Source organism: Arthrobacter sp. W4I7 (genome assembly GCF_030816215.1).
In the GTDB taxonomy this organism is placed as follows: domain Bacteria; phylum Actinomycetota; class Actinomycetes; order Actinomycetales; family Micrococcaceae; genus Arthrobacter; species Arthrobacter siccitolerans_A.
The window spans coordinates 4166452-4187084 of record NZ_JAUSXU010000001.1; the positions used below are offsets into that span (position 1 = coordinate 4166452).

The 20633-nt window shown below is 65.0% G+C and carries 18 protein-coding genes; 8 read left to right on the forward strand and 10 right to left on the reverse strand.

Annotated elements, in window-relative coordinates:
• The first annotated feature begins 132 nt into the window (after positions 1-132).
• Positions 133-1485 carry an MFS transporter gene (locus QF047_RS18920; RefSeq protein WP_307280225.1) on the forward strand — a complete coding sequence of 451 codons (1353 nt, stop codon included), beginning with the start codon at positions 133-135 and terminating at the stop codon, positions 1483-1485.
• A gap of 128 nt (positions 1486-1613) precedes the next feature.
• Here the strand turns inward: QF047_RS18920 and QF047_RS18925 are convergent, their stop codons facing one another.
• Positions 1614-2843 carry a beta-ketoacyl synthase gene (locus tag QF047_RS18925; protein ID WP_307280229.1) on the reverse strand — a complete coding sequence of 410 codons (1230 nt, stop codon included), beginning with the start codon at positions 2841-2843 and terminating at the stop codon, positions 1614-1616.
• A 6-nt stretch (positions 2844-2849) separates the two neighbouring features.
• The gene (locus tag QF047_RS18930; protein WP_307280232.1) at positions 2850-4463 is read right to left on the reverse strand and encodes a peptide chain release factor 3; all 1614 of its coding nucleotides are present in this window, start codon (positions 4461-4463) and stop codon (positions 2850-2852) included.
• 282 nt (positions 4464-4745) lie between these two features.
• On the opposite strand from QF047_RS18930, the gene QF047_RS18935 reads away from it, so the two are divergent.
• From QF047_RS18935 to disA, 3 genes are all read left to right on the forward strand, one after another.
• On the forward strand, positions 4746-4973 hold the full coding sequence (locus QF047_RS18935) for a hypothetical protein (RefSeq protein WP_307280234.1): 228 nt from the start codon (positions 4746-4748) through the stop codon (positions 4971-4973).
• A 25-nt stretch (positions 4974-4998) separates the two neighbouring features.
• A complete protein-coding gene (locus QF047_RS18940) occupies positions 4999-5499 on the forward strand; it encodes a hypothetical protein (protein ID WP_307280237.1) in 501 nt (166 codons plus the stop codon).
• A gap of 317 nt (positions 5500-5816) precedes the next feature.
• Positions 5817-6893 carry a DNA integrity scanning diadenylate cyclase DisA gene (gene disA, locus QF047_RS18945; RefSeq protein ID WP_306637664.1) on the forward strand — a complete coding sequence of 359 codons (1077 nt, stop codon included), beginning with the start codon at positions 5817-5819 and terminating at the stop codon, positions 6891-6893.
• Positions 6894-6965: 72 nt separating this feature from the next.
• Here the strand turns inward: disA and QF047_RS18950 are convergent, their stop codons facing one another.
• On the reverse strand, positions 6966-7655 hold the full coding sequence (locus QF047_RS18950; RefSeq protein WP_307280241.1) for a hypothetical protein: 690 nt from the start codon (positions 7653-7655) through the stop codon (positions 6966-6968).
• 302 nt (positions 7656-7957) lie between these two features.
• On the opposite strand from QF047_RS18950, the gene QF047_RS18955 reads away from it, so the two are divergent.
• The 3 genes from QF047_RS18955 to QF047_RS18965 all read left to right on the forward strand — a co-directional run bounded on the left by QF047_RS18955 (position 7958) and on the right by QF047_RS18965 (position 9865).
• Positions 7958-8776 carry an A/G-specific adenine glycosylase gene (locus QF047_RS18955; RefSeq protein WP_307280243.1) on the forward strand — a complete coding sequence of 273 codons (819 nt, stop codon included), beginning with the start codon at positions 7958-7960 and terminating at the stop codon, positions 8774-8776.
• Between the two features lie 75 nt (positions 8777-8851).
• Entirely contained in the window at positions 8852-9283 is a 432-nt protein-coding gene (locus QF047_RS18960) for a DUF3592 domain-containing protein (protein ID WP_307280245.1), read from the forward strand.
• A 90-nt stretch (positions 9284-9373) separates the two neighbouring features.
• Positions 9374-9865: a hypothetical protein gene (locus tag QF047_RS18965; protein ID WP_307280248.1), complete on the forward strand. Its 492-nt coding sequence runs from the start codon at positions 9374-9376 to the stop codon at positions 9863-9865.
• Positions 9866-9919: 54 nt separating this feature from the next.
• Here the strand turns inward: QF047_RS18965 and QF047_RS18970 are convergent, their stop codons facing one another.
• The 5 genes from QF047_RS18970 to QF047_RS18990 form a co-directional block, all read right to left on the reverse strand.
• A complete protein-coding gene (locus tag QF047_RS18970) occupies positions 9920-10096 on the reverse strand; it encodes a hypothetical protein (protein WP_307280250.1) in 177 nt (58 codons plus the stop codon).
• Between the two features lie 92 nt (positions 10097-10188).
• Positions 10189-10884, reverse strand: a complete 696-nt coding sequence (gene dhaM, locus QF047_RS18975) for a dihydroxyacetone kinase phosphoryl donor subunit DhaM (RefSeq protein WP_306637657.1) — start codon at positions 10882-10884, stop codon at positions 10189-10191.
• Positions 10881-11513 carry a dihydroxyacetone kinase subunit DhaL gene (gene dhaL / locus QF047_RS18980; protein WP_306637656.1) on the reverse strand — a complete coding sequence of 211 codons (633 nt, stop codon included), beginning with the start codon at positions 11511-11513 and terminating at the stop codon, positions 10881-10883. Before dhaL ends, dhaM begins: the two co-directional genes overlap by 4 nt.
• Before the next feature lie 2 nt (positions 11514-11515).
• On the reverse strand, positions 11516-12517 hold the full coding sequence (gene dhaK, locus QF047_RS18985) for a dihydroxyacetone kinase subunit DhaK (RefSeq protein WP_307280256.1): 1002 nt from the start codon (positions 12515-12517) through the stop codon (positions 11516-11518).
• Positions 12518-12758: 241 nt separating this feature from the next.
• Positions 12759-13268 (reverse strand): amino-acid N-acetyltransferase, encoded by a 510-nt coding sequence (locus tag QF047_RS18990; protein ID WP_307280260.1) that lies wholly within the window; start codon positions 13266-13268, stop codon positions 12759-12761.
• A 252-nt stretch (positions 13269-13520) separates the two neighbouring features.
• On the opposite strand from QF047_RS18990, the gene QF047_RS18995 reads away from it, so the two are divergent.
• The gene (locus tag QF047_RS18995) at positions 13521-14984 is read left to right on the forward strand and encodes an amino acid permease (protein WP_307280263.1); all 1464 of its coding nucleotides are present in this window, start codon (positions 13521-13523) and stop codon (positions 14982-14984) included.
• A gap of 359 nt (positions 14985-15343) precedes the next feature.
• Here QF047_RS18995 and QF047_RS19000 read toward each other — a convergent pair whose 3' ends face one another.
• The gene (locus tag QF047_RS19000; protein ID WP_307280266.1) at positions 15344-17482 is read right to left on the reverse strand and encodes an alpha/beta fold hydrolase; all 2139 of its coding nucleotides are present in this window, start codon (positions 17480-17482) and stop codon (positions 15344-15346) included.
• A 451-nt stretch (positions 17483-17933) separates the two neighbouring features.
• Complete coding sequence (locus QF047_RS19005; RefSeq protein ID WP_306637651.1) at positions 17934-20426, reverse strand: ATP-dependent Clp protease ATP-binding subunit; 2493 nt, start codon at positions 20424-20426, stop codon at positions 17934-17936.
• Between the last annotated feature and the right edge of the window lie 207 nt (positions 20427-20633).

Sequence of the window (20633 nt, forward strand, 5' to 3'; positions counted from 1 at the left end):
TTCGCTGGCAGAATCCGAGGCTGCTCTCCCCAAGCAGCTTCCGGTAAAGTAGTGGGGTCGCTGTGACGGGCCCCACTACTTTACCTGCGCCCCGCAGCCGGCCTGCGTTATCTACCCCAAAGGAAACATTCAATGATGTCTGTGGACAATGCTGTCGCGGACGTGGCCTCGGCCACGAAGAAATTCTTCAAGCGCGTGCTGCCCATCATGCTGGTCATGCTTGTGTGCAACCAGCTGAACCGGTCAAACATCGGCTACGCGCAGGACCACCTCCAGGCTGACGTCGGCATTGGAGCCGCCGCGTACGGATTCGGTGCCGGGCTGTTCTTTATCGCCTACGCAATTTTTGAACTTCCCAGCAACGTGATGATGGAGAAGTACGGCGCCAAGGCCTGGCTGACCAGGATCATGGTCAGCTGGGGCGCCGTTTCCTTCCTGATGGCGTTCGTGCAGAACGAGACCATGTTCTACGTCCTGCGCTTCCTGCTGGGTGCCGCGGAAGCCGGCTTCTTCCCCGCCGTCATCTTCTACTTCGCCCGGTGGGTACCCGCCGGGCAGCGCGGCAAAGCCACCGCAGTCTTCATCGCCGGCTCCTCCATCGCCGCAGCCATTTCCGGACCCATCGCCGGGGTTCTGCTCAGCCTCCAGGGCGCCTTTGGCCTGCGCGGCTGGCAGTGGCTCTTCGGGTTCGAGGGCATTCTGTCCATCCTTGTGGGCATCACCGTGTTCTTCCTCCTGGACGCCAAAATCAAGGACGCCAAATGGCTCACGGCATCTGAAAAGGAGGCCCTGTCCCAGGCCATCAGCGCCGAGGATGCCCAGCACGCCACAGCCGACGGCGGCACAATCAACCGCTGGAAGATGCTCCTGAACCCGCAGATCCTGCTGCTCTGCGGCATCTACTTCTCGGTTCAGCTGTCCATCTACGCGAACACATTCTGGCTGCCCAGCATCATCAAGCAGATCCCCGGCACCACCGACCTCACTGTCGGCTTCCTCTCTTCGATTCCGTGGATCTGCGCGGTGTTCGCCATGTACTTCGCGGCCAAACTGCAGGACAAAGCCAGGTCCAAGAAGCCACTGCTGGTGGCCGCGCTCCTGGTCGCCGCCGTGGGCACGTTCGCAGCCGCCGTCGCATCGCCCGTTATGGCCCTGGTGTTCCTGGCCATCGCCGCCATGGGCTTCAAGAGCGCTTCCCCGCTGTTCTGGACCATCCCGCAGTCCGGGCTGCACCCGCTGGTGCTGGCTCCGGCCATCGCCATCATCAACTCGCTGGGTAACCTGGGCGGATTCGTGGCTCCGTTCGGCTTCGGCATCATCAAGGAGCAGACCGGCAGTGTCATCCCGGGCCTCTTCGCACTGGCCGCCGCGTCCACCATCGCCGCCGGCCTGGTGTACTTCCTGAAGGAACGCCACACGGGCATGGAGCCAGCCGCCGAGGCCGGGAATCCCGGCGTGGAGATGCCGGTTCCGAGCCGGGCCTAGCTGATGAAGCGATTGCGCCGCAATCGCCGGAACGGTGCCGGGACGCTGTAGCGTTCGGGCGTCACCGCACCGTTCCAGCGTCCCGGCTCCGGGAAACCGACCGGGCGCAAACCGTCCCGGTCGAGGGACTATGGGCCCGTGATCACCAGGGCAACGCTGTGCCCGCCGAAACCGAAGGCGTTCACCAGCCCGGCCGAGGGAGTACCGGGCTGAAGATGGCGGACGTCTTCGGTAACAACGTTAAGTTCCACCTCGGGGTCCAGGTTTTCAACGTTGAGGGTCCCGGGGAGCGTCCCGGTCCGCAAGGCTTCCACCACCACGACGGCGGCCAGCGCCCCCGCGCCGCCCAGCAGGTGGCCGGTATGCCCCTTGGTGGACGTCACCGGAATGCCGGAGCCGAAGATCGCGTTGATGGCCTGGCCCTCAAGCTTGTCTCCCACAGGAGTGGACGTGGCGTGGGCGTGCACAAAACCGATATCGTCCGCATTCACGCCAGCGGATTCAAGGGCCTTCTGCATCACCCGGCGCTGCATGGCAGGATCGGCGGCCACGATGTCGTTCGCGTCGGAGGTTACCGCTCCCCCGGCCACTGCCCCCACCACCGCAGCTCCCCGGGCCCGTGCGTGCTCTTCGCTCTCAAGCACCACGACGCCGGCGCCCTCTGCGAGCACAAAGCCGTCCCGGCCGCCGTCGAACGGCCGCGATGCCCGCTGCGGGTCATCATTGCGCGTGGACAATGCACGGATCTGGGAGAAGCCGGTGATCACCAGGTCGTTGACCGAGGCGTCCACACCACCGGCAATGACGACGTCGGCCGCACCGGAGCGGATCATCTCGGCTGCCTGGACAATCGCCTCAGCTCCGGAGGCGCATGCACTGACCGGCGTCCGGGCGCCGCCGCGGGCACCGAGATCGATGGACACCCAGGCGGCGGGGCCGTTGACCATCAGGCGGGTGAGGGTGTGCGGCGAGACCTTGCGCGGGCCCGACGCTGCCAGGGTCCTGTCCTGTTCCAGCGTGGAACCCAGCCCGCCGTAGGCCGAGCCGATCACCACAGCGAAGCGCTCCGGATCAACCTCGGGGGCGCCGGCCTGCTTCCAGGCCTCACGTGCCGCGATCAGCGCCAGCTGCCCGCAGCGGTCCATGCGTTTCATCTCGCGGGTGCTGAGGTGCCCTGAGAGATCCGCGGTGACCTGCCCTGCCATCTTCACCGGCAGCTGTTCCGCCCACTCGGCCTCGAGCGGTGCAATGCCGGACTTTCCGGCCACCAAGGCGGACCAGGTTTCGGCCACGGATGAGCCGAGCGGGTTGATGGTGCCGACGCCGGTGACCAGCGCGCGGGGTTTAACTGCAGTCATCTTTGGCTACTTTGCGGGGTTGTGCGTGCCGATAGGCACGAGGGTCAGGTCAGGATGGTTCTTTTCGATGCGGCGCAGCGCCCAAACGTCGTTGAACAAGGCGAGGTACTCGCCGTCGGACCGCAAAAGCACCTCGGCGCCGATGACATTTGCCAGCGCAGGCATGGCATCCGCCGTCGAAATCCTGGCCAGGGAGTAGGGCAGTCGCTCCAGCCGCATGGGGGCGCTGAAGTCGTGCGCCATGCGGTCCTCCACCACCTCGAACTGCATAGGGCCGACGGCGGCAAGCACCGGAGCCTGGTCACCGCGGACGTCCGAACGGAGCACCTGGATGACGCCCTCGTGCTCAAGCTGCTCGATGCCGCGGCGGAACTGCTTGAACTTGCTGGGGTCCTTGGAGCGCGCCACTTGGAAGTGCTCGGGGGCGAACAGCGGGATGGCGGGGTATTCCACGGGTTCTTCAAGGAAGAGGCTGTCGCCGACGCGCAGGGATGAGGCGTTGACCAGGCCCACTACGTCCCCGGGGTAGGCCTCGTCAATGACTTCGCGTTCGCGGCCGAACACCTGTTGCGCATATTTGGTGGCGAAGGACTTGCCGGTGCGGGTCTGCGTGACCACCATGCCGCGCTCGAACACGCCGGAGCAGACGCGGATGAAGGCCACATGGTCGCGGTGGGCCTTGTTCATGCCGGCCTGGACCTTGAAGACGAAGCCGGAAAACGGGGATTCAACCGGGCGGTGCCTGCCCTCGATGTCCGGGCGCGGGGCTGCCGGCGGAGCGAAGTCCACCAGCGCGTCCAGCAACTCCTTGACGCCGAAGTTGAGCGCAGCGGAGCTGAACAGGATGGGGGTGGCCTTGCCGGCATGGAACGCCTCGACGTCGAACTCAAGGTTCGATTCGATGACCAGGCCGGCCTCATCCACGGCGTCGGACCAGTTGTTGCCCTGGCTTTCGGCTGCTTCTTCGGGCGTGAAGTACTCGGTGATGGCGATCTGCGCGCCGGCGTTGTTGCGCTGGAACCGGGCGAAGCGGTCGTTGCGGAGGTCCCAGACGCCGCGGAAGTCGCCGGAGATGCCCACGGCCCAGGTCAGGGGCATGGGTTGCAGGCCGGTGCGCTCGGTGATTTCGTCCATCAGGGCCAGCGCGTCCAGGCCTGGGCGGTCCCATTTGTTGATGACGGTGATGATGGGCAGGTTGCGCTGCTTGCAGACTTCGAACAGCTTCATGGTCTGGGTTTCCAGGCCCTTGGCCGCGTCCACCAGCATCACTGCGCAGTCGACGGCGGCCAGCACCCGGTAGGTGTCCTCCGAGAAGTCGGCGTGGCCGGGGGTGTCCAGGAGGTTGATGACGGTGTCCCGGTAGGAGAACTGCAGCGCCGCGGAGCTGATGGAGATGCCGCGGTCCTTCTCCATCTGCATCCAGTCCGAGACGGTTTCCTTGCGGTTGGCCTTGCCGCTTGAGGCGCCCGCTGTGCCGATCACCCTCGCGTGCAGGGCGAGCGCTTCGGTCAGCGTCGACTTGCCTGCGTCGGGGTGGGAAATGACAGCAAAGGTCCTGCGTCGGCCTGCCTCTTTGTGAATCTCCGAGATCCGGGCGGGGGTGAGGACATCTTGGGACACGGTGCTACTTTCGCTGCGGGTGGGACTGCCCGGGCGCCGTTGAAGGCACTGCGCGGGGGCGCTGCGGCCCGGGCCGGGAAACGGACTGGCGGAAAGCCAAGTTCCAGTTTATCGCAGCCCGGCAAATCACCAGGGTTCCGCTTAACGCCGCGGAAACCAGTAGTTCAAAGCCGCGAAATGAGTGCGGGCTACCGTGACCGCATGATAACGATCAGCAACGTGTTATGCGGTTCCATGTCCCGCCGCACCTCCATGTCCCGCCGGGAAAGGAACTGATCCGGCGTGCACAGTGTCTCTTTCCCAGGCAACCTCTTTTTTGATCCCCTTGCCACAGGGCTGGTGACGTCGGCCCCAACTTCCCAGGTCCGAGGCAACGAATCCGACGGTGCCGCGACCCCCGCCCGGCGGCGCGCAACGCAGACGGCCGCCGAGCAGAAGGCACGCCGGGCCGCATCGCTGGTGAAGGTGAGCAGGGACCTGGACCGAATGGTGCGGGAACGGATGCGCTAACGCCCGACGCGGTATTCAGATGCCGGTGACACTTTCCTGCACCATCCATCACAGCCTGAAGGCCAGGGGATTCAATGGCTGCACGCTGTTTGGCTCTTTTGGTGCCGGACAGATGGTGTCCCAGGATCTCTTCGGCGGAGTGAGCCGGCTCGAGCAGCCCGCCACCAACGAACAAATCTTCGCAGCCTTCGAGGCTGCCAGGCAGCTGCACGAGCTGCTCTGGTACCTGCCGGAGGCGCAGGTGCGGACCTTCGATCCTGATGCTTCCCCGCGTGCGGTGCAGCTTCGCGGCACCAGCGAAAAAGCCCTCGGCGGTGAACCGGCCGGGCTGCTGTCACTGGCCGTCCAGGAGCTCCATGCCGAAGTAAGGGCGCTCCTGTGGGCTGTCAGTGAAGAAGTCCGCGCATCCTACTTCGCCACAGAGACCGACCAGCTGGACCCGGAACTGAAGCCCGGCGCGGATCTGGTTGGCAAGGATCTGGGGCCCGCCGCTTGTGCGAGGTGGACCTCAGGGGCGCCTGCCTGATTGCATCCGACCTTCGCGGCCCTGATTTGGCAAGCGCGTCACACTGGGGCTGATAAAAGGATTGCCCGGGCAGCGGCCGCAAACGTGATGGCCGGCGCCACAAAATGTCCACCCGGCTGCCCGCCGTCGAATGCATTTTGGTCCGGTTGGAGGCATCCCCTAACGGGGCACTTTAGGGCTTGCCTGTGCGGAAGTTGGGCTCGCTTGCCCCTATCATTGAGCTTGCGGGAAAATGAGCATTTTTGAATCCTGCCGGCGAAGCATAAAACCGGCATTCCTGCGGGCGTCCGGCCCGCACCTTTGAAGGGAAACACTTAATGGCGCGGAGCCCCGAAGAATCTCTCAGGGCAACCCTGGCCAGAGTGGCACCCGGGACTCCGCTCCGGGACGGGCTGGAGCGGATCCTCCGGGGACGGACCGGTGCGCTGATCGTCCTGGGCTCGGACCGGACCATCGACTCCATCTGCTCGGGTGGTTTCGATATCGGCATTGATTTCTCCCCCACCCGGCTCCGCGAGCTCGCCAAAATGGACGGTGCCATCATCTGCGACAAGGACGCCGGCAACATCCTCCGCGCCGCCGTCCAGCTGGTCCCCGATTCCAGCATCGAAACCCAGGAATCCGGCACCCGCCACCGCACCGCGGAACGCGTGGCTATCCAGACTGGCGTACCCGTTATCTCGGTCAGCCAGTCCATGCAGATCATCGCCCTGTATGTAAACGGCCTGCGCCACGTCCTGGAGGGATCCGAAAAAGTTCTGGCCCGCGCCAACCAGGCCCTCGCAACCCTGGAGCGCTACCGGTCCCGCCTGGACCAGGTGACCAGTTCGCTTTCCGCCCTGGAAATCGAAGCCATGGTGACGGTAAGGGATGTCGCTGTCACCCTCCAGCGGCAGGAAATGGTCCGCCGCATCTCTGAAGAAATCTCCCAGTACGTCCTGGAACTGGGCGAGGACGGCCGGCTCCTGTCGCTCCAGCTCGATGAGCTCACAGTTGGCCGCGGCCCCGGAAGCGATGTGATCATCCGTGATTACGCCAGCCCCACCGCCTCCGCCGAGGACATCGAAAAAGCAGTTAACGAACTGGTGAACCTTGGCCCCACAGAGCTGATTGATTTGGGCAAAATCTCCAGCATCGTGGGGTTTGCCGGCGGCGAAGCGAACCTGGATGCCGTGGTGCAGCCCCGGGGTTACCGCCTGCTCTCGGGCCTGAAAGCAGTTCCGAAGGCGGTTGCGGACCGGCTGGTGGACCACTTCGGCGGCCTCCAGTTCCTGATGGCAGCCACCATCGACGACCTCATGACCGTGGACGGCATCGGCGACCAGCGGGCCCGGACAGTGCGCGAAGGCCTCAGCCGGATGGCAGAAGCAAGCCTGCTGGACCGTTTCCTCTAGGTCCCAACTGGCGCCCTCGCCCAGCAATCCCGGACAGACAACCCTGCCAGCGCGTGCCCGCCGCAGAGCCCGTCAGTTCAGCTGGAACACAGCCTTCGGGCTGGCTTTGGAGCCGAGCTTCGCGGTGAAGATGTAGTACGCGCCGCCGCCTCCCGGCTTGGCCTCAACTGCCTGGCAGCCGTCAATAGAACGGTTGCGCGACCACGGGAAGTTGGCGGTTTCGCTTGCCCCCGGCGCAATGATTTTGACCAGGTCCTCGCTCTTCGCCTGACAATCCTTGGACGAGAAAATCCGGTCCGCTCCGCTGGTCACCAGGAATTCCATCTGCGAGGTTCCGATGTTGACCTCGCACGGAATGGTGCCGCCGTTGGTCACCTTGAGGGTCAGCATCGGGTTTTCCTCCGGGCCATACGCGGCCTTGTCCGTCGACGCCGAAACGGTCACCAGGTTCTGGTTGCAGGTGGGGGTAGGTGACGGCGTCGGGGTGGGCGCCGGAGCAGAGGACGACGGCGATGCCTGGCTGGATGGGTCAGCGGACGCGGTTGCCCCGGCGGCAGGATCGGTGGATGATGCCTGTTCGGAGCTGCCGCTGAAGGCGCCGGCAAGTGAGAAGCCGCCGACCACCAGTGCGATCACCAGCAGCAGCGCCGCACCAAGGAACAGCCGGCGCCGCCGGTACACGGCAGGGCTCGGCTTGCGGACCATGCTGGATCCGGATGCCGTTGTCCTGCCGCGTGATGTTGAATTGCCTTGCCCGCCCATCCTCCTAGGCTAGAGAACCGCCGCGGATCTGCCGTGCCACCACGCCGCCGTAAGGCCCATCGCTCTGGTCACATCCACCCAGTGGCCGGCCCACCTCCCTTTTCAGGCTCCCGGAAGGGATCCATTACAGTGTTGGGATCGATACTGAAGCCTTAACTCCCGCCGCGCCTGCCCGTTTTCCTTCGGGGCCGGAACTGCAGGCGCTGCACACCCGGATCAACACCTGGTTCGCCGGCATCGCCCGCGACCTGCCCTGGCGCGAGCCGGCCTGTTCGGCCTGGGCTGTGCTGGTCAGTGAGATCATGCTGCAGCAAACCCCCGTGGTCAGGGTGCTGCCCGTCTGGCACGAATGGCTGAAGCGCTGGCCCACCCCGGCTGGCCTTGCGGGGGAGCCCGCCGGAGAGGCAGTGCGTGCCTGGGGCAGGCTGGGTTATCCGCGCCGTGCGCTGCGGCTGCACGCGGCAGCAGTCGCAATTGTGCAGGACCATGGCGGCAAGGTTCCGGACAGCTACACCGAGTTGCTGACGTTGCCTGGAGTGGGCAGTTACACGGCAGCAGCTGTTGCGGCCTTCGCCTTCGGGCGGCGCGAAACCGTGGTGGATACCAACATCCGGCGGGTCCACGCCAGGCTGATCTCCGGCACGGCGCTTCCCGCCCCTGCCCTGACGGCCGCCGAGATGCGGCTGGCCGCCCGGCTTCTGCCGGCCGACGACGGCACATCAGCACGATGGAACGCTGCGGTGATGGAGCTGGGGGCGTTGGTCTGCACGGCCCGCGCGCCCAAGTGCGGCGACTGCCCCGTCCGCGACTCGTGTGCCTGGCGGGCTGCAGGTGAGCCACCGCCGTCGTACGTCCCCAAGGGACAGGCCTGGCATGGCACCGACCGCCAGGTGCGTGGAGCCGTGATGGCGGTACTGCGCGTAGCGGAGGCGCCGGTGCCTGCGGAGATGTTCCAGCGGGAGCCGGCGGACCTGGGGTTCGCACCGGAGGGGATCGCCGTGCCATTGGCCGCCCTGCACAGGCTCAACTCCGCCGCCGAGCAACTGGACCGGGCGCTGTCGGGACTGCTTGCCGACGGCCTTGCCGAGGTGAATGACGGCGGATACCGGCTTCCCGCCTAAGCGTGTCGGAGGAGGCCCGCGTGAACAAATACGTGGGATGGCATACTTCTTGGAGACTGGAACAGGGGGAAAACCGTGAGAACCATTCTGTACATTGTGTGGGCGCTGTTCGTTGTGGCCGCCGCCTTGGCCTGTGTCCATGCAGTGCGCAAAACGCGGCACCGGGAGCAGCAGATTGCGGGCAGGCCGCGGGCGCAGGCTACCGTCACCGGCAGCATCGCGGGGTGGACCAACGGCGGCGGCGGATCCAGCCGGAGCCGGCGCTTTTTCCCCATGTACCAATTCACGGACCCGCACGGAACACTGTCCGCGGGCGAATCCGATGTTTCCTCGGCCGGTAAGCCCGTCCCGGGTTCGCTGATCGAGGTAGCCTACAACCCGGGAAACCCCAACGAGTCGATGCAGGTTTCGTCAGGACCCCGGACAGCGATGGGGTGCCTTATCCCCTTCTTCGCCGTGTTCGCGCTTGCCTTGTTCTGGTTCATCGGCGTCTTCCCGCTGGGCTGATCCAGCCACAGCTGAGGGGCACCATAACGATGTTTGCATCACTTCAACATAGAGCGCAGGCAGGCAGCGCCCCCGGCCTTACGCTGAAGTATGGGCAAGGGCGGGCTGCTTTTGGCGTTGTTGACGACGGCGGGACTCGCCACTGCGTGCGGGCCCGGCCCCGGGGCGGTCCCCTGCCCTGCCATCGCCCAAGCCACGGCTGTTGCGGTTACCGTTGCAGCGGACTACGCACCGCAGGTGGAGAAGCTGCACGTCAAGGCCTGCCAGGACGGGCAGTGCAAGGAAGAAGATGTGGAGCTGCGCGCGGGCAGCGCGTCGATCGACCAGGGCTGCACCCCGGAGGGCGCCTGCTCCGCGACGGCTTCCCCTGACGGGACGAAGATCGCCACGCTGTTCCTGGAAAACCTGACGGAATCCTCCATGGCGGTGACGGCTTCCGCAACTGCGCCGGATGGATCAGTCCTGCCCGTGCGGACCCTGGATTTCCGCCCGCGGGGCAACTACCCCTTCGGCGAGCAGTGCGGCAGGTTCATTTCTGCGTCCGTGCTGCTGGACGCCCAGGGCCTGCGGGAAAGAACCTGATCCTGGAACAGCGCCGGTCCTAAAACAATCGCGGTCCTGTAACAAACGCGGGTCCTAGAACAACGCGGGCTGGCTGAAGTTCTCCCCCGCGGAAGCCCCGGAAACACCAGCTCCTGCGGCAGTTTCCGGCAACCACTCGAAGCCCAGGTCAGCGAGGAGTTCCTCAACGGACGTCTGCCCCTCCAGCACGGCGATATCCGGGGCGTTGTCTTCGAGGTCGAGCCGTTCCATGGCATCGAGCATATTCGCAGGAGCCTGCCGGGGCGGTGCGAACACACCGCCGGGGCATCATTCCGGTTGTCCAGGCGTCAGGAACGGGCGCCCTACGGCTCGCCGAAGCCGGCCTGCACCAGCCCGCCCACGTAGTTCACGGCGCGTTCGGCGTCCACGCCCCAGGCTTCAACGTGAAGCACCGATCCCTTCCCGGCTGCCAGGGTCATCAGCCCTGTCATGGACGTGGCGTCCACGCCGTTCACGTGGACTTCGGCATCCAGGGACGAGAGGCCGCCGGCTATCTTGGCAGCCGGCCGTGCGTGCATGCCGGCCTGGTTGATGAGCTCAAAGTCGCCGGTGAAGTCTGGCCCGGAACCGGTGACGGAACCTTCCTCCACCTCCTGCAGCCCAGGGGCACCGGGCTGCCTGGCAGGACCTCGCACTGCTTCCGCTGCCTGCTTGACCGCCTGCACGTCGCCGCCACCCTGCGCAGCCACCGCGGCGGCCACGAGTCCTTCCACCAGCGGTGCATCCGCCAGCACCACGTCGGCAGGATTGTCCACAAACTCCAGCGCTGATTCCGCTGTCATCACGGCCGAGCCCAGATCGGTGAGGATCACCGTGCCGCCGCCGTTGGGCACCTGGTCCAGTGCGGCCATGACCTTCTCCAGGCTGGTGCCGATCCTGCCGTCGGTGGTGCCGCCCGCCGGCAGGATGACGACGTCAGGCGCCATTTGCGCGGCAAGTTCCGCGGCGCCGTCGGCAATCTTTTCGCTATGGGAAACCACCACGATGCTGACGGTCACGCAGCCGCCTTTGCCGCAGCACGCAGGATGAGGGCGCTGGACGCCGCGCCGGGATCGCGGTGGCCGGCGCTCCGCTCGCCCAGGTAACTGGCCCGCCCTTTCCGTGCCACCAGCGGGTCGGTGGCCACTGCCCCCGCCTCCGCAGCCTCGGCCGCAGCAACCAGGACGGTCAACGGCTCATTGCTGCCATTTGCGGCCGCCTTGCCAGCCGCTTCAGCCGCGGGCGTCCAGGCGTCCACCATGGTCTTGTCCCCCAGCTCAGCTTTCCCGCGGGCCACAATGCCGTCCCGCGCCGCGGTGAGGGCACCAGCCCAGGCGGCAGGATCAATTTCGGGAGCATCACCCAGGGACGTGGCCGCCCGCAGGAATGCCGTCCCGTACAGCGGGCCCGCCGCACCGCCCACTTTGGACATCAGTGTCATGGCCGTGAGCTTCAACGCGGCCCCCGGGGTTTCCGGCGGCGACTCGGCGAGTTTGTTCAGGACGGCCTGGAATCCACGGTCCATGTTCTCGCCATGGTCCGAATCCCCGATGGCCCGGTCCAGCTCGATCAGCTCCACCCGGTGCTCCGCCATGGCCTGGGCACAGAGCGTGAGCCACTTGACCGTCCAGTTCACATCCAGGGCCACCGCTACACGCCCCAACGCAGTGCTGCCGTGTGCACCGGCGCGTCCCACAGTTCCGTGAGCTCGTCGTCGAGCCTCAGCACGGAGATGGAGCAGCCCTGCATTTCCAGTGCGGTGATGTAATTGCCCACCAGGGAACGCTCGACGGCGGCGCCCCTCTCAGCGAGCACCTGCGCGGCCCGCCGGTACACAATGTACAACTCGCTCAGTGGAGTGCCGCCCATGCCGTTGACGAACAGGAGCACCTTGTCTCCGGAGGTGATCCTCAGGTCGGACAGCACGGGCTCCAGCAGCCGGTCCGTGATGCCGTCCGCGTTCTCCATGGGGATGCGGTGCCTGCCGGGCTCACCGTGGATCCCGATGCCGATCTCGATTTCATCCTCGGCCAGGTCGAAGCTTGGCGAGCCCGCGTGGGGAACAGTGCAGGCCGACAATGCCACGCCCATGGTGCGGACGTTTCTGTTGACCCGTTCGCCGATGGCTGCAACGGCGTCCAGGTCGTCGCCCCGTTCGGCTGCGGCACCGGCAATCTTCTCCACCAACACCGTTCCGCCCACCCCGCGGCGCCCAGCCGTGTACAGCGAGTCCTCCACGGCTACGTCGTCGTTGACCAGGACGGTGCGGACGTTCACGCCCTCCGCCTCCGAGAGTTCCGCTGCGGTTTCGAAGTTCAGGACGTCACCGGTGTAGTTCTTTACGATGTGCACGACGCCGGCACCTGAGTTCACGGCGAGCGTCGCCGGAAGGATCTGGTCCGGCGTGGGCGAGGTGAACACCGCCCCCGGCACGGCGGCGTCGAGCATGCCGCGGCCCACGAACCCGGCATGGAGGGGTTCGTGGCCGCTGCCGCCGCCAGAGACGAGGCCTACTTTCCCACTGACCGGCGCATCTTTGCGCGTGATGAAAGTGGGGTCTGAACTGACGTTGACTAGGTCTGCATGTGCCTGGCCAAAACCCTGCACTGATTCTTCAACTACCGACTTTGGATCGTTGATGAGTTTCTTCATGGCGGTGCTCCTGGGTCTGCTTCCTGGAGGATGACATTCCCGACCCTACTACCGGCGGGTGGCGAGGCGATAGGGTCGGGATCTGCCCGGGTACAGAAAAGGGACAGCCCCCAATGACCGTCCCTTTCCCTGGGCCCCCAAACCCGGCCGAGCTTAGTTTATCCATCAACTCGAGTAAAAGGAACTGCAGGTCAGCGGGTTACGGCATCAGTTTTTCGCAAGCCCGGAATGGGGAGTTTAGTCAGAGGAACTTGATCATGCGGGTGTTGCCAAGGGTGTTCGGTTTCACCCGCGCGAGGTCGAGAAACTCGGCAACGCCTTCGTCATGGGAGCGGAGCAGCTCGGAGTAGACCACTGGGTCCACGGCGGACTGGTCTGCCATGACTTCGAAGCCGTGGCGCTTGAAGAAGTCCACCTCGAAGGTAAGGCAAAAGACGCGGGCCACACCCAGGGCGCGGGCTTCCTCAATCAGGCTCTCCACCAGCACATGGCCCACGCCCTGTCCGCGCCATTCCTCGGAAGCGGCCAGTGTCCTGACCTCGGCCAGGTCTTCCCACATGACGTGGAGCGCCCCGCAGCCGATGATGTCGCCGCCGTCGGACTCTGCGATGCGGAACTCCTGGAGGCTTTCGTAGTACGCCACAGTCTCCTTGGCCATCAAGATCCGCTGCTCCGCGAGCGGGGCTACAAGCTTCTTGATCGCGGACACGTCACTGGTGCGGGCAGGCCGGATATGGAAGGAGTCAGTCACAGGGCAATCCTAGTTCGAGTGCTGGCATGGTTCGCTGCTGGGGTTCGGCGGCTGGTGCTGCGCCAGCCTGATTTCTTCATAGAGCTGCTGAGGTGAAGTTTTGCTTGCCCTCGACTGTGAGAAGCGAGCCGGATGGCGAAGAGTTAGGAGTTCACATCCGGCAGCGTTTGCGGACGCGGGCCGGAACCAACCAGTGTTGCGGATGTTATCCACGTCACCCCAAAAGGTGCAGCCGCCCGACCCGGAGGAAAAATGGCCATAGGCTCCCCCACGCTGACCGATGAACCGTTGGCGCAAGATGAGAAGCAGGGCCTTCGACGGTCCATGGAGGCCCGTCACTTGGTGATGATTGCCATGGGAGGTGTCATAGGGTCCGGACTGTTCCTCAGTTCGGGTTACACCATTGCCCAGGCAGGGCCGCTGGGAGCAATCATCGCCTACCTCCTCGGCGCCGTGGTGGTTTACATGGTGATGGCCTGCCTGGGTGAACTGGCAGTTGCGTACCCGGTGTCAGGTGCTTTCCACATTTATGCAGCGAGGTCGATAGGTCCCGCCACCGGCTTTGCCACCGCCTGGCTTTACTGGCTCTGCTGGGCGGTTGCCCTGGGCTCGGAGTTCACCGCTGCCGGCCTTTTGATGCAGCGCTGGTTCCCGCAGGTGGACGTCTGGATCTGGTGCCTCGTTTTTGCTGCCGTGCTTTTCACGCTAAACGCCATCTCTTCCCGGGTCTTTGGTGAATCGGAGTTCTGGTTCGCGCTCATAAAGGTTGCCGCCGTCATCGGGCTGATTGTCCTGGGCGGCGCAGCCCTGCTCGGCTTTCATCCGCTGGCCGAAAACGGCTATCCGTTCCTGGGTGAAAACCTCAATACGCCGCAGGGCCTGTTTCCCAACGGAATTACCGGAGTGCTGATCACCACCCTTGCTGTCTTCTATGCATTCTCGGGGTCTGAACTCATTGGCGTGGCGGCAGGAGAAACTGCCAACCCCGCAGCCAATATTCCTAAGGCGATGCGGACCACCGTTATCCGCCTGATGATTTTCTTTGTTGGCGCCATCGCCGTTATCGCCGGTACGGTGCCCTACGAGGAAACGTCGCTCGAACAAAGCCCCTTTGTCACCGTCTTCTCGCAGCTGGGCATTCCCTACGCCGCCGACATCATGAATTTCGTTATCATCACCGCACTTTTGTCTGCCGGAAACTGCGGCCTGTTTTCCTGCGCCCGGATGCTTTTCTCCCTTGCGGATGAAGGCCACGCCCCAAAAGCCCTGCAAAAACTCACAAGGCGCGGCATCCCACTGCTTGCCCTCTGCGTCAGCATGCTGGGCGGCCTGGCTTCGCTGATCAGCAGTGTGGTGGCACCAACAACCGTTTACCTGGTCCTCGTATCCGTTGCCGGATTTGCCACGGTGGGCGTCTGGATGTCCATCACCGCGGCGCACTTCTTCCACCGCCGGAACTTCCTGCGCTCGGGCGGCGACACCGCGTCGCTCCCGTACAGTGCCCCGCTGTTCCCGATCTTGCCCATTGCCGCGTTCGTGCTGTGCGCCATTTCCCTGATCGGCATAGCCTTCGACCCCACCCAGGCAACAGCCCTCTACTTCGGAGTCCCCTTCGTGGCAGCCTGCTACGCCTACTTCCACTTCAAACACGGCCGAGGGAAGAAGGTCCTGACCAACGAGAAGGAAACAGAAGCCCAAAAGGTCGACGCACCCTAGCCCCAAAGAAAGTAGGGCCGCTGCCAAGAAAGCAAGGCCGGGCTGCTTAGCGTCCGAAGGCAGCGACCACGGCAATGCAATAGGTGGAAAGGCCGTGCTTGGTTTGTGCGGTCAGGCGACTCCCGGCAAGAGGCAAAGGCTGGGACCCTAGCCTTCGCCTCAAGGCGACGGCCGGCAAGAGGCGCGAAGGGTTGGGACATCGAGCCTGCGTGCGAGACGACCCGAGGCACGAGGTGAAGGAGGCTGGGACATTTATGTAGCGTGCGTCAAAGCGAGGAACGAGCAGCACGCGGGAAATGTCCCAGCCTCCAAGCCGGAGGCCACAGAGCCCAGCTAGGAGCCGGTGCCAACAAGGAAAATTAGAGTCCCAGCTCGGCAGGCACGGGCAGATCCTGGTCCAGGACGTTCCGGGCCAGGAAGTGCTCTACGACCCCGTACCAAACCTTCGCGTGCTGTGGCTGAAGGACCCAGTGGTTCTCGTCCGGGAAGTACAGGAACCGGTGCGGGGTCCGGCCTTCCTGGTCCGCGGCAAGCTGCGACTTGGACAGCAGCTCGTACCAAAGCCGAAGCCCCTCCCCGATCGGGACGCGGTAGTCCTTGTCACCGTGGATCACCAGCATGGGGGTGTTGATTTTCTCGACGTGAAGATGCGGCGAGTTCTCCCGTGCCATCTCTTCGGTCATTTCCTTGAGCCAGTATTGGGAGGCATCGGTGGTGGGACCGAACTGGTCCAGCGCCCAAAGGCTGGCGTGGGTCACGACAGCCTTGAACCTGTCCGTCTGGCCTGCAACCCAGTTGGCCATGTAGCCGCCGAAGGAGCCACCCATGGCGGCAGTGCGCTCCGCGTCAATATCAGGCCGCGCGATGGCAGCATCAGTGGCCGCCATAAGATCCGTGAACGGCGTTTTGCCCCAGGCACCCCAGCCCCGCTGGATGAAGTTCTGGCCATAACCCGTGGAGAGCGCTGGATCCGGCAGGAGCACCGCGTACCCCTTGGCAGTGAGGAGCCAGGGGTTCCAGCGCCAGGCCCAGGCATTCCAGGATCCCAGCGGCCCGCCGTGGATCCACAGCAGCATCGGAGCCGGTGACTCAACGGACGCGCCCTCGGGCAGCGCCAGGTAGGCCGCCACCCGCGAACCATCAGCCGCGCTGGCCGCGATCCGTTCAAGCCTCCCGGAGCGGGAAGGCCGTTCGGCAGGCGACGGCAAACGGGTCGTTTCCCCGGTCTGAAGGTCGATGCGGACCGCCTCGGGCGGAAACTCATAGGAACTGCGCAGGGCATAGGCGTGGCGCCCCTCAGGAGAAATCACGACGTCGGTGTATGCCGCGGCGTCCTGCGTTAGCCGCGTCACGCCCACCTCAGCGGCGGCCGCCGGAACGCTGACCCGGAAAACGGGCGACGCGCCGTCGTCGTCCGCGGTGACCAGGAGGCCGGAGCCGTCGGGCAGCCAGGCTGCGGGCTTGGCCCAGCGGTCCCAGTCGTGTGCGAGGGGTCCCAGCCTGCCAGTCCCGGGCTCGACCCCTTCGGATACGGCCGCTACGGATACATCCATTAGGTGCAGCTTGATCTGGGGAGCCTGGTGCGGGGTGCTGTCGCTCTCGCTGACCACCGCCAGGGTGTTTCCGTCCGGGCTGACGGGGCCCGGGAAGTAGCTCATGCCCTCTTGGTCCAGGAGCACGCGCGTGGTCCCGGAAGCCACGTCAACAGCCACCAGGATGGAGCGGCTGTCCGCCTTGGCCAGCGGCTTGGTGTAGCTCGCGTAAATGGTGCGGCCATCGGGACTGACTGCGGTTTCCGCTTCGCGCAGCCGGGGCCCTGCATCCGGCGTAAGGTTCCGCAGCACCAACGGGGCGGCGGCGTCCACGGTGGCGGGCTTCCCGGGCTCCTCACCGTTTCCAGGCTCGACGGCGAAAATCCGCGGCTGGCCGGGCCCGAGGTCGGCGTCCCAGTACCGCACCGGGTATTCGCTGTGCAGGATGGCCGAGACTTTGTTGTCCTTGCGCGACTTGCGGCGTTCGGCGTCGTCATCCTCATCCGCCGAGCCGGCCAGGATCTCCGCCACGGCGAAGGTGGCGTCAGCGTTCCTGGCGGTCAGCACCGAGCCCACACCGCCCGGCCGGTTGAGCACCACCCGGGCCTCACCGCCGTCGGCCGGCAGCAGCCACAGCGCGTTGACGGGATCACCCTCCGGGGTTTCAGGATCGGGCCGCGCCGAGGTGAAGTAGACGTCGCCGTTGGCCGCAAACGCCGCCCCGGCCTCACCCTTGGCGCTGCGGGTAATCCGGCGCGCCTGCTTCTGCCCGGCAGGATCCAGTTCCCACAGCGCCGTGCCGAATTCGGTTCCCTTGCCGTTGAGGGTAGCCACGGTAGTGACCAGCCTGGTGCCGTCCGGGCTCAAAGCAAGCCCACTCACCCGTGGGATGGAGAGGTAATGGTCAAGGTCATGAAAAGGAGTCAAAGGTCGCTCATCCGGGATCACCGGTTCCAAGTTAGCCATGCCCCGATTCAACCCCGACTGTGCCCCATATCACAAACCGGAAGGCGACCGACACCTGGGTGCGTTTCCGTGGCTGGTACGCTCCGGCCCCGGCCTTGTCTTGAGTGCGTTGCCATGGCTGCGTCCGTTGCCGGCCATCAGAGATTTCCCGGCGCCTGCTCCTTCTTCGCTTTGACGGCGCCTACATAAATCCCTGATACCCGGCACCTCGTGCGGAAGGAGTACCGGATGGGTCCAGGGCAGGGCCGCGCAAGTCCGAACCTGTCGCGGCACTTCCTGTGCATGAGGCCGCTAGCGAGGGTGCTGGGGTCATTTGTGTAGCTTGCGTCAAAGCGACGAAGGAGCAGCAAGCGGCAAATGGCTCCGGCGCCGGAGCGGACCCAGCCGCGGGGCCTTAACGAGCGAAAGCCCCGCCGCTCATTGCAGAGTGGCGGGGCTTTGGCTGTGGTACTTAGACGCTCGGGGCGATTTCCGGGATGCGCGGCTTGGCGTTGCCGGCAAACGTGAACTTGGCGTCGTCGCCGTCGCCTTCCACGTCCACTACGACGATGTCGCCGGCGTGGATCTCGCCGAACAGGATCTTCTCGGAGAGCTGATCCTCGATCTCGCGCTGGATGGTGCGGCGCAGCGGCCGGGCACCCATAGCGGGATCGTAGCCGCGGGTAGCGAGGAGCACCTTGGCCTTGGGCGTGAGCTCGATGCCCATGTCCTTGTCCTTGAGGCGCTTCTCCAGGCGTCCAACGAACATGTCCACGATCTCGATGATCTCGTCCTGGGTGAGCTGCGGGAACACCACAACGTCATCCACACGGTTCAGGAACTCGGGGCGGAAGTGCTGCTTGAGCTCCTCCGTCACGCGGGCACGCATGCGGTTGTAGCCGGTCTGCGTGTCGGTGCCGGACTGGAAGCCGGTGGCAACACTCTTGGAGATGTCCCGGGTGCCCAGGTTGGTGGTCATGATGATCACGGTGTTCTTGAAGTCCACCACGCGGCCCTGGGAGTCGGTCAGGCGGCCGTCTTCCAAGATCTGCAGCAGTGAGTTGAAGAGGTCCGCGTGGGCCTTTTCCACTTCGTCGAACAGCACCACGGAGAACGGACGGCGGCGCACCTTCTCGGTCAGCTGGCCGCCTTCCTCGTAGCCCACGTAGCCCGGAGGGGCACCGAAGAGCCGCGAGACGGTGTGCTTCTCGGAGTACTCGGACATGTCCAGCGTGATGAGGGCGTCCTCTTCACCGAACAGGAACTCCGCGAGTGCCTTTGCCAGCTCGGTCTTGCCGACGCCGGTGGGGCCGGCGAAGATGAACGAGCCGCCGGGACGCTTGGGGTCCTTGAGCCCTGCACGGGTCCGGCGGATTGCCTGGGACAGCGCCTTGATGGCCTCGTCCTGGCCCACCACACGCTTGTGCAGTTCGTCTTCCATCTTCAGCAGGCGCGAGGACTCTTCCTCCGTCAGCTTGAAGACGGGGATGCCGGTGGAGTTGGCCAGCACCTCGGCGATGAGATCCTCATCCACCTCGGAGATGTCGTCCATGCCGCCGGACTTCCAGTGGCGCTCCTTCTCCGAGCGCTCGGTGATCATCTTCTGCTCTTTGTCGCGGAGCGAAGCTGCACCTTCGAAGTCCTGCGCGTCAATCGCGGACTCCTTTTCCATCTTCAGCTTGGCGATGCGCTCGTCCATGGCCTTGAGCTCGGGCGGAGCGGTCATGCGGCGGATACGGAGCCGGGCGCCCGCCTCGTCAATCAGGTCGATCGCCTTGTCCGGCAGGAAGCGGTCCGAGATGTAGCGCTCGGCGAGGCTGGCAGCGGAGGCAAGGGCGCCGTCGGTGATGGTGACGCGGTGGTGTGCTTCGTAGCGGTCACGCAGGCCCTTGAGGATCTCGATGGCGTGCGCCACGGAGGGTTCCTTGACCTGGATCGGCTGGAAGCGGCGCTCCAGGGCGGCGTCCTTTTCGATGTGCTTGCGGTACTCGTCCAGCGTGGTGGCACCGATGGTCTGCAGTTCACCGCGGGCCAGCATGGGCTTCAGGATGGACGCAGCATCGATGGCACCTTCGGCGGCACCGGCACCAACAAGAGTGTGGATTTCGTCGATGAAGAGGATGATGTCGCCGCGGGTGCGGATTTCCTTGAGGACCTTCTTCAGGCGCTCTTCGAAGTCACCGCGGTAGCGGGAGCCGGCCACCAGGGACCCGAGGTCCAGGGTGTAGAGCTGCTTGTCGCGGATGGTCTCCGGGACGTCGCCGCGGACAATCGCCTGGGCAAGGCCTTCGACGACGGCCGTCTTGCCGACGCCGGGCTCACCGATCAGCACCGGGTTGTTCTTGGTGCGGCGGGAGAGGACCTGCATAACGCGTTCCATCTCCTGCTCGCGGCCGATGACCGGATCCAGCTTGTTTTCGCGGGCAGCCTGGGTCAGGTTGCGGCCAAACTGGTCCAGCACCACGGAACCGGCCGGAGCACCTTCGGGCTGGCCCGAGCCGACGCCTGCGCCGGTGGTTTCCTTGCCCTGGTAGCCGGACAGGAGCTGGATGACCTGCTGGCGGACCCGGTTGAGGTCGGCGCCGAGCTTGACCAGCACCTGGGCAGCAACACCCTCACCCTCGCGGATGAGGCCCAGCAGGATGTGCTCCGTGCCGATGTAGTTGTGGCCCAGCTGGAGGGCTTCGCGCAGCGAGAGCTCCAGCACCTTCTTGGCACGGGGGGTGAAGGGGATGTGGCCGGACGGCGCCTGCTGGCCCTGCCCGATGATCTCCTGCACCTGCTCGCGAACGCCGTCGAGCGAAATGCTCAAGGACTCAAGAGCTTTGGCGGCAACGCCCTCACCCTCATGGATCAGACCCAAGAGGATGTGTTCGGTACCGATGTAATTGTGGTTCAGCATGCGTGCCTCTTCTTGGGCAAGCACAACTACGCGACGGGCACGGTCCGTAAATCGCTCAAACATTTCGCCACACTCCTAGCTACGACGTACTTTGATGCTACGTGGCCGGCCGGAACTTGTGGAGCGTGTTCGCCACGGGGGAAACCCGGCCCGGCCGGAAATAGTGACAACGGCCGCAAAGCACCGCTGCCGGGACGTCCTGTCGGCTTGGAAAGGGACCATGGACAGCCTCGTCCGGCAACATCCCGCCGTTCCTTTTCCACCTCTCTG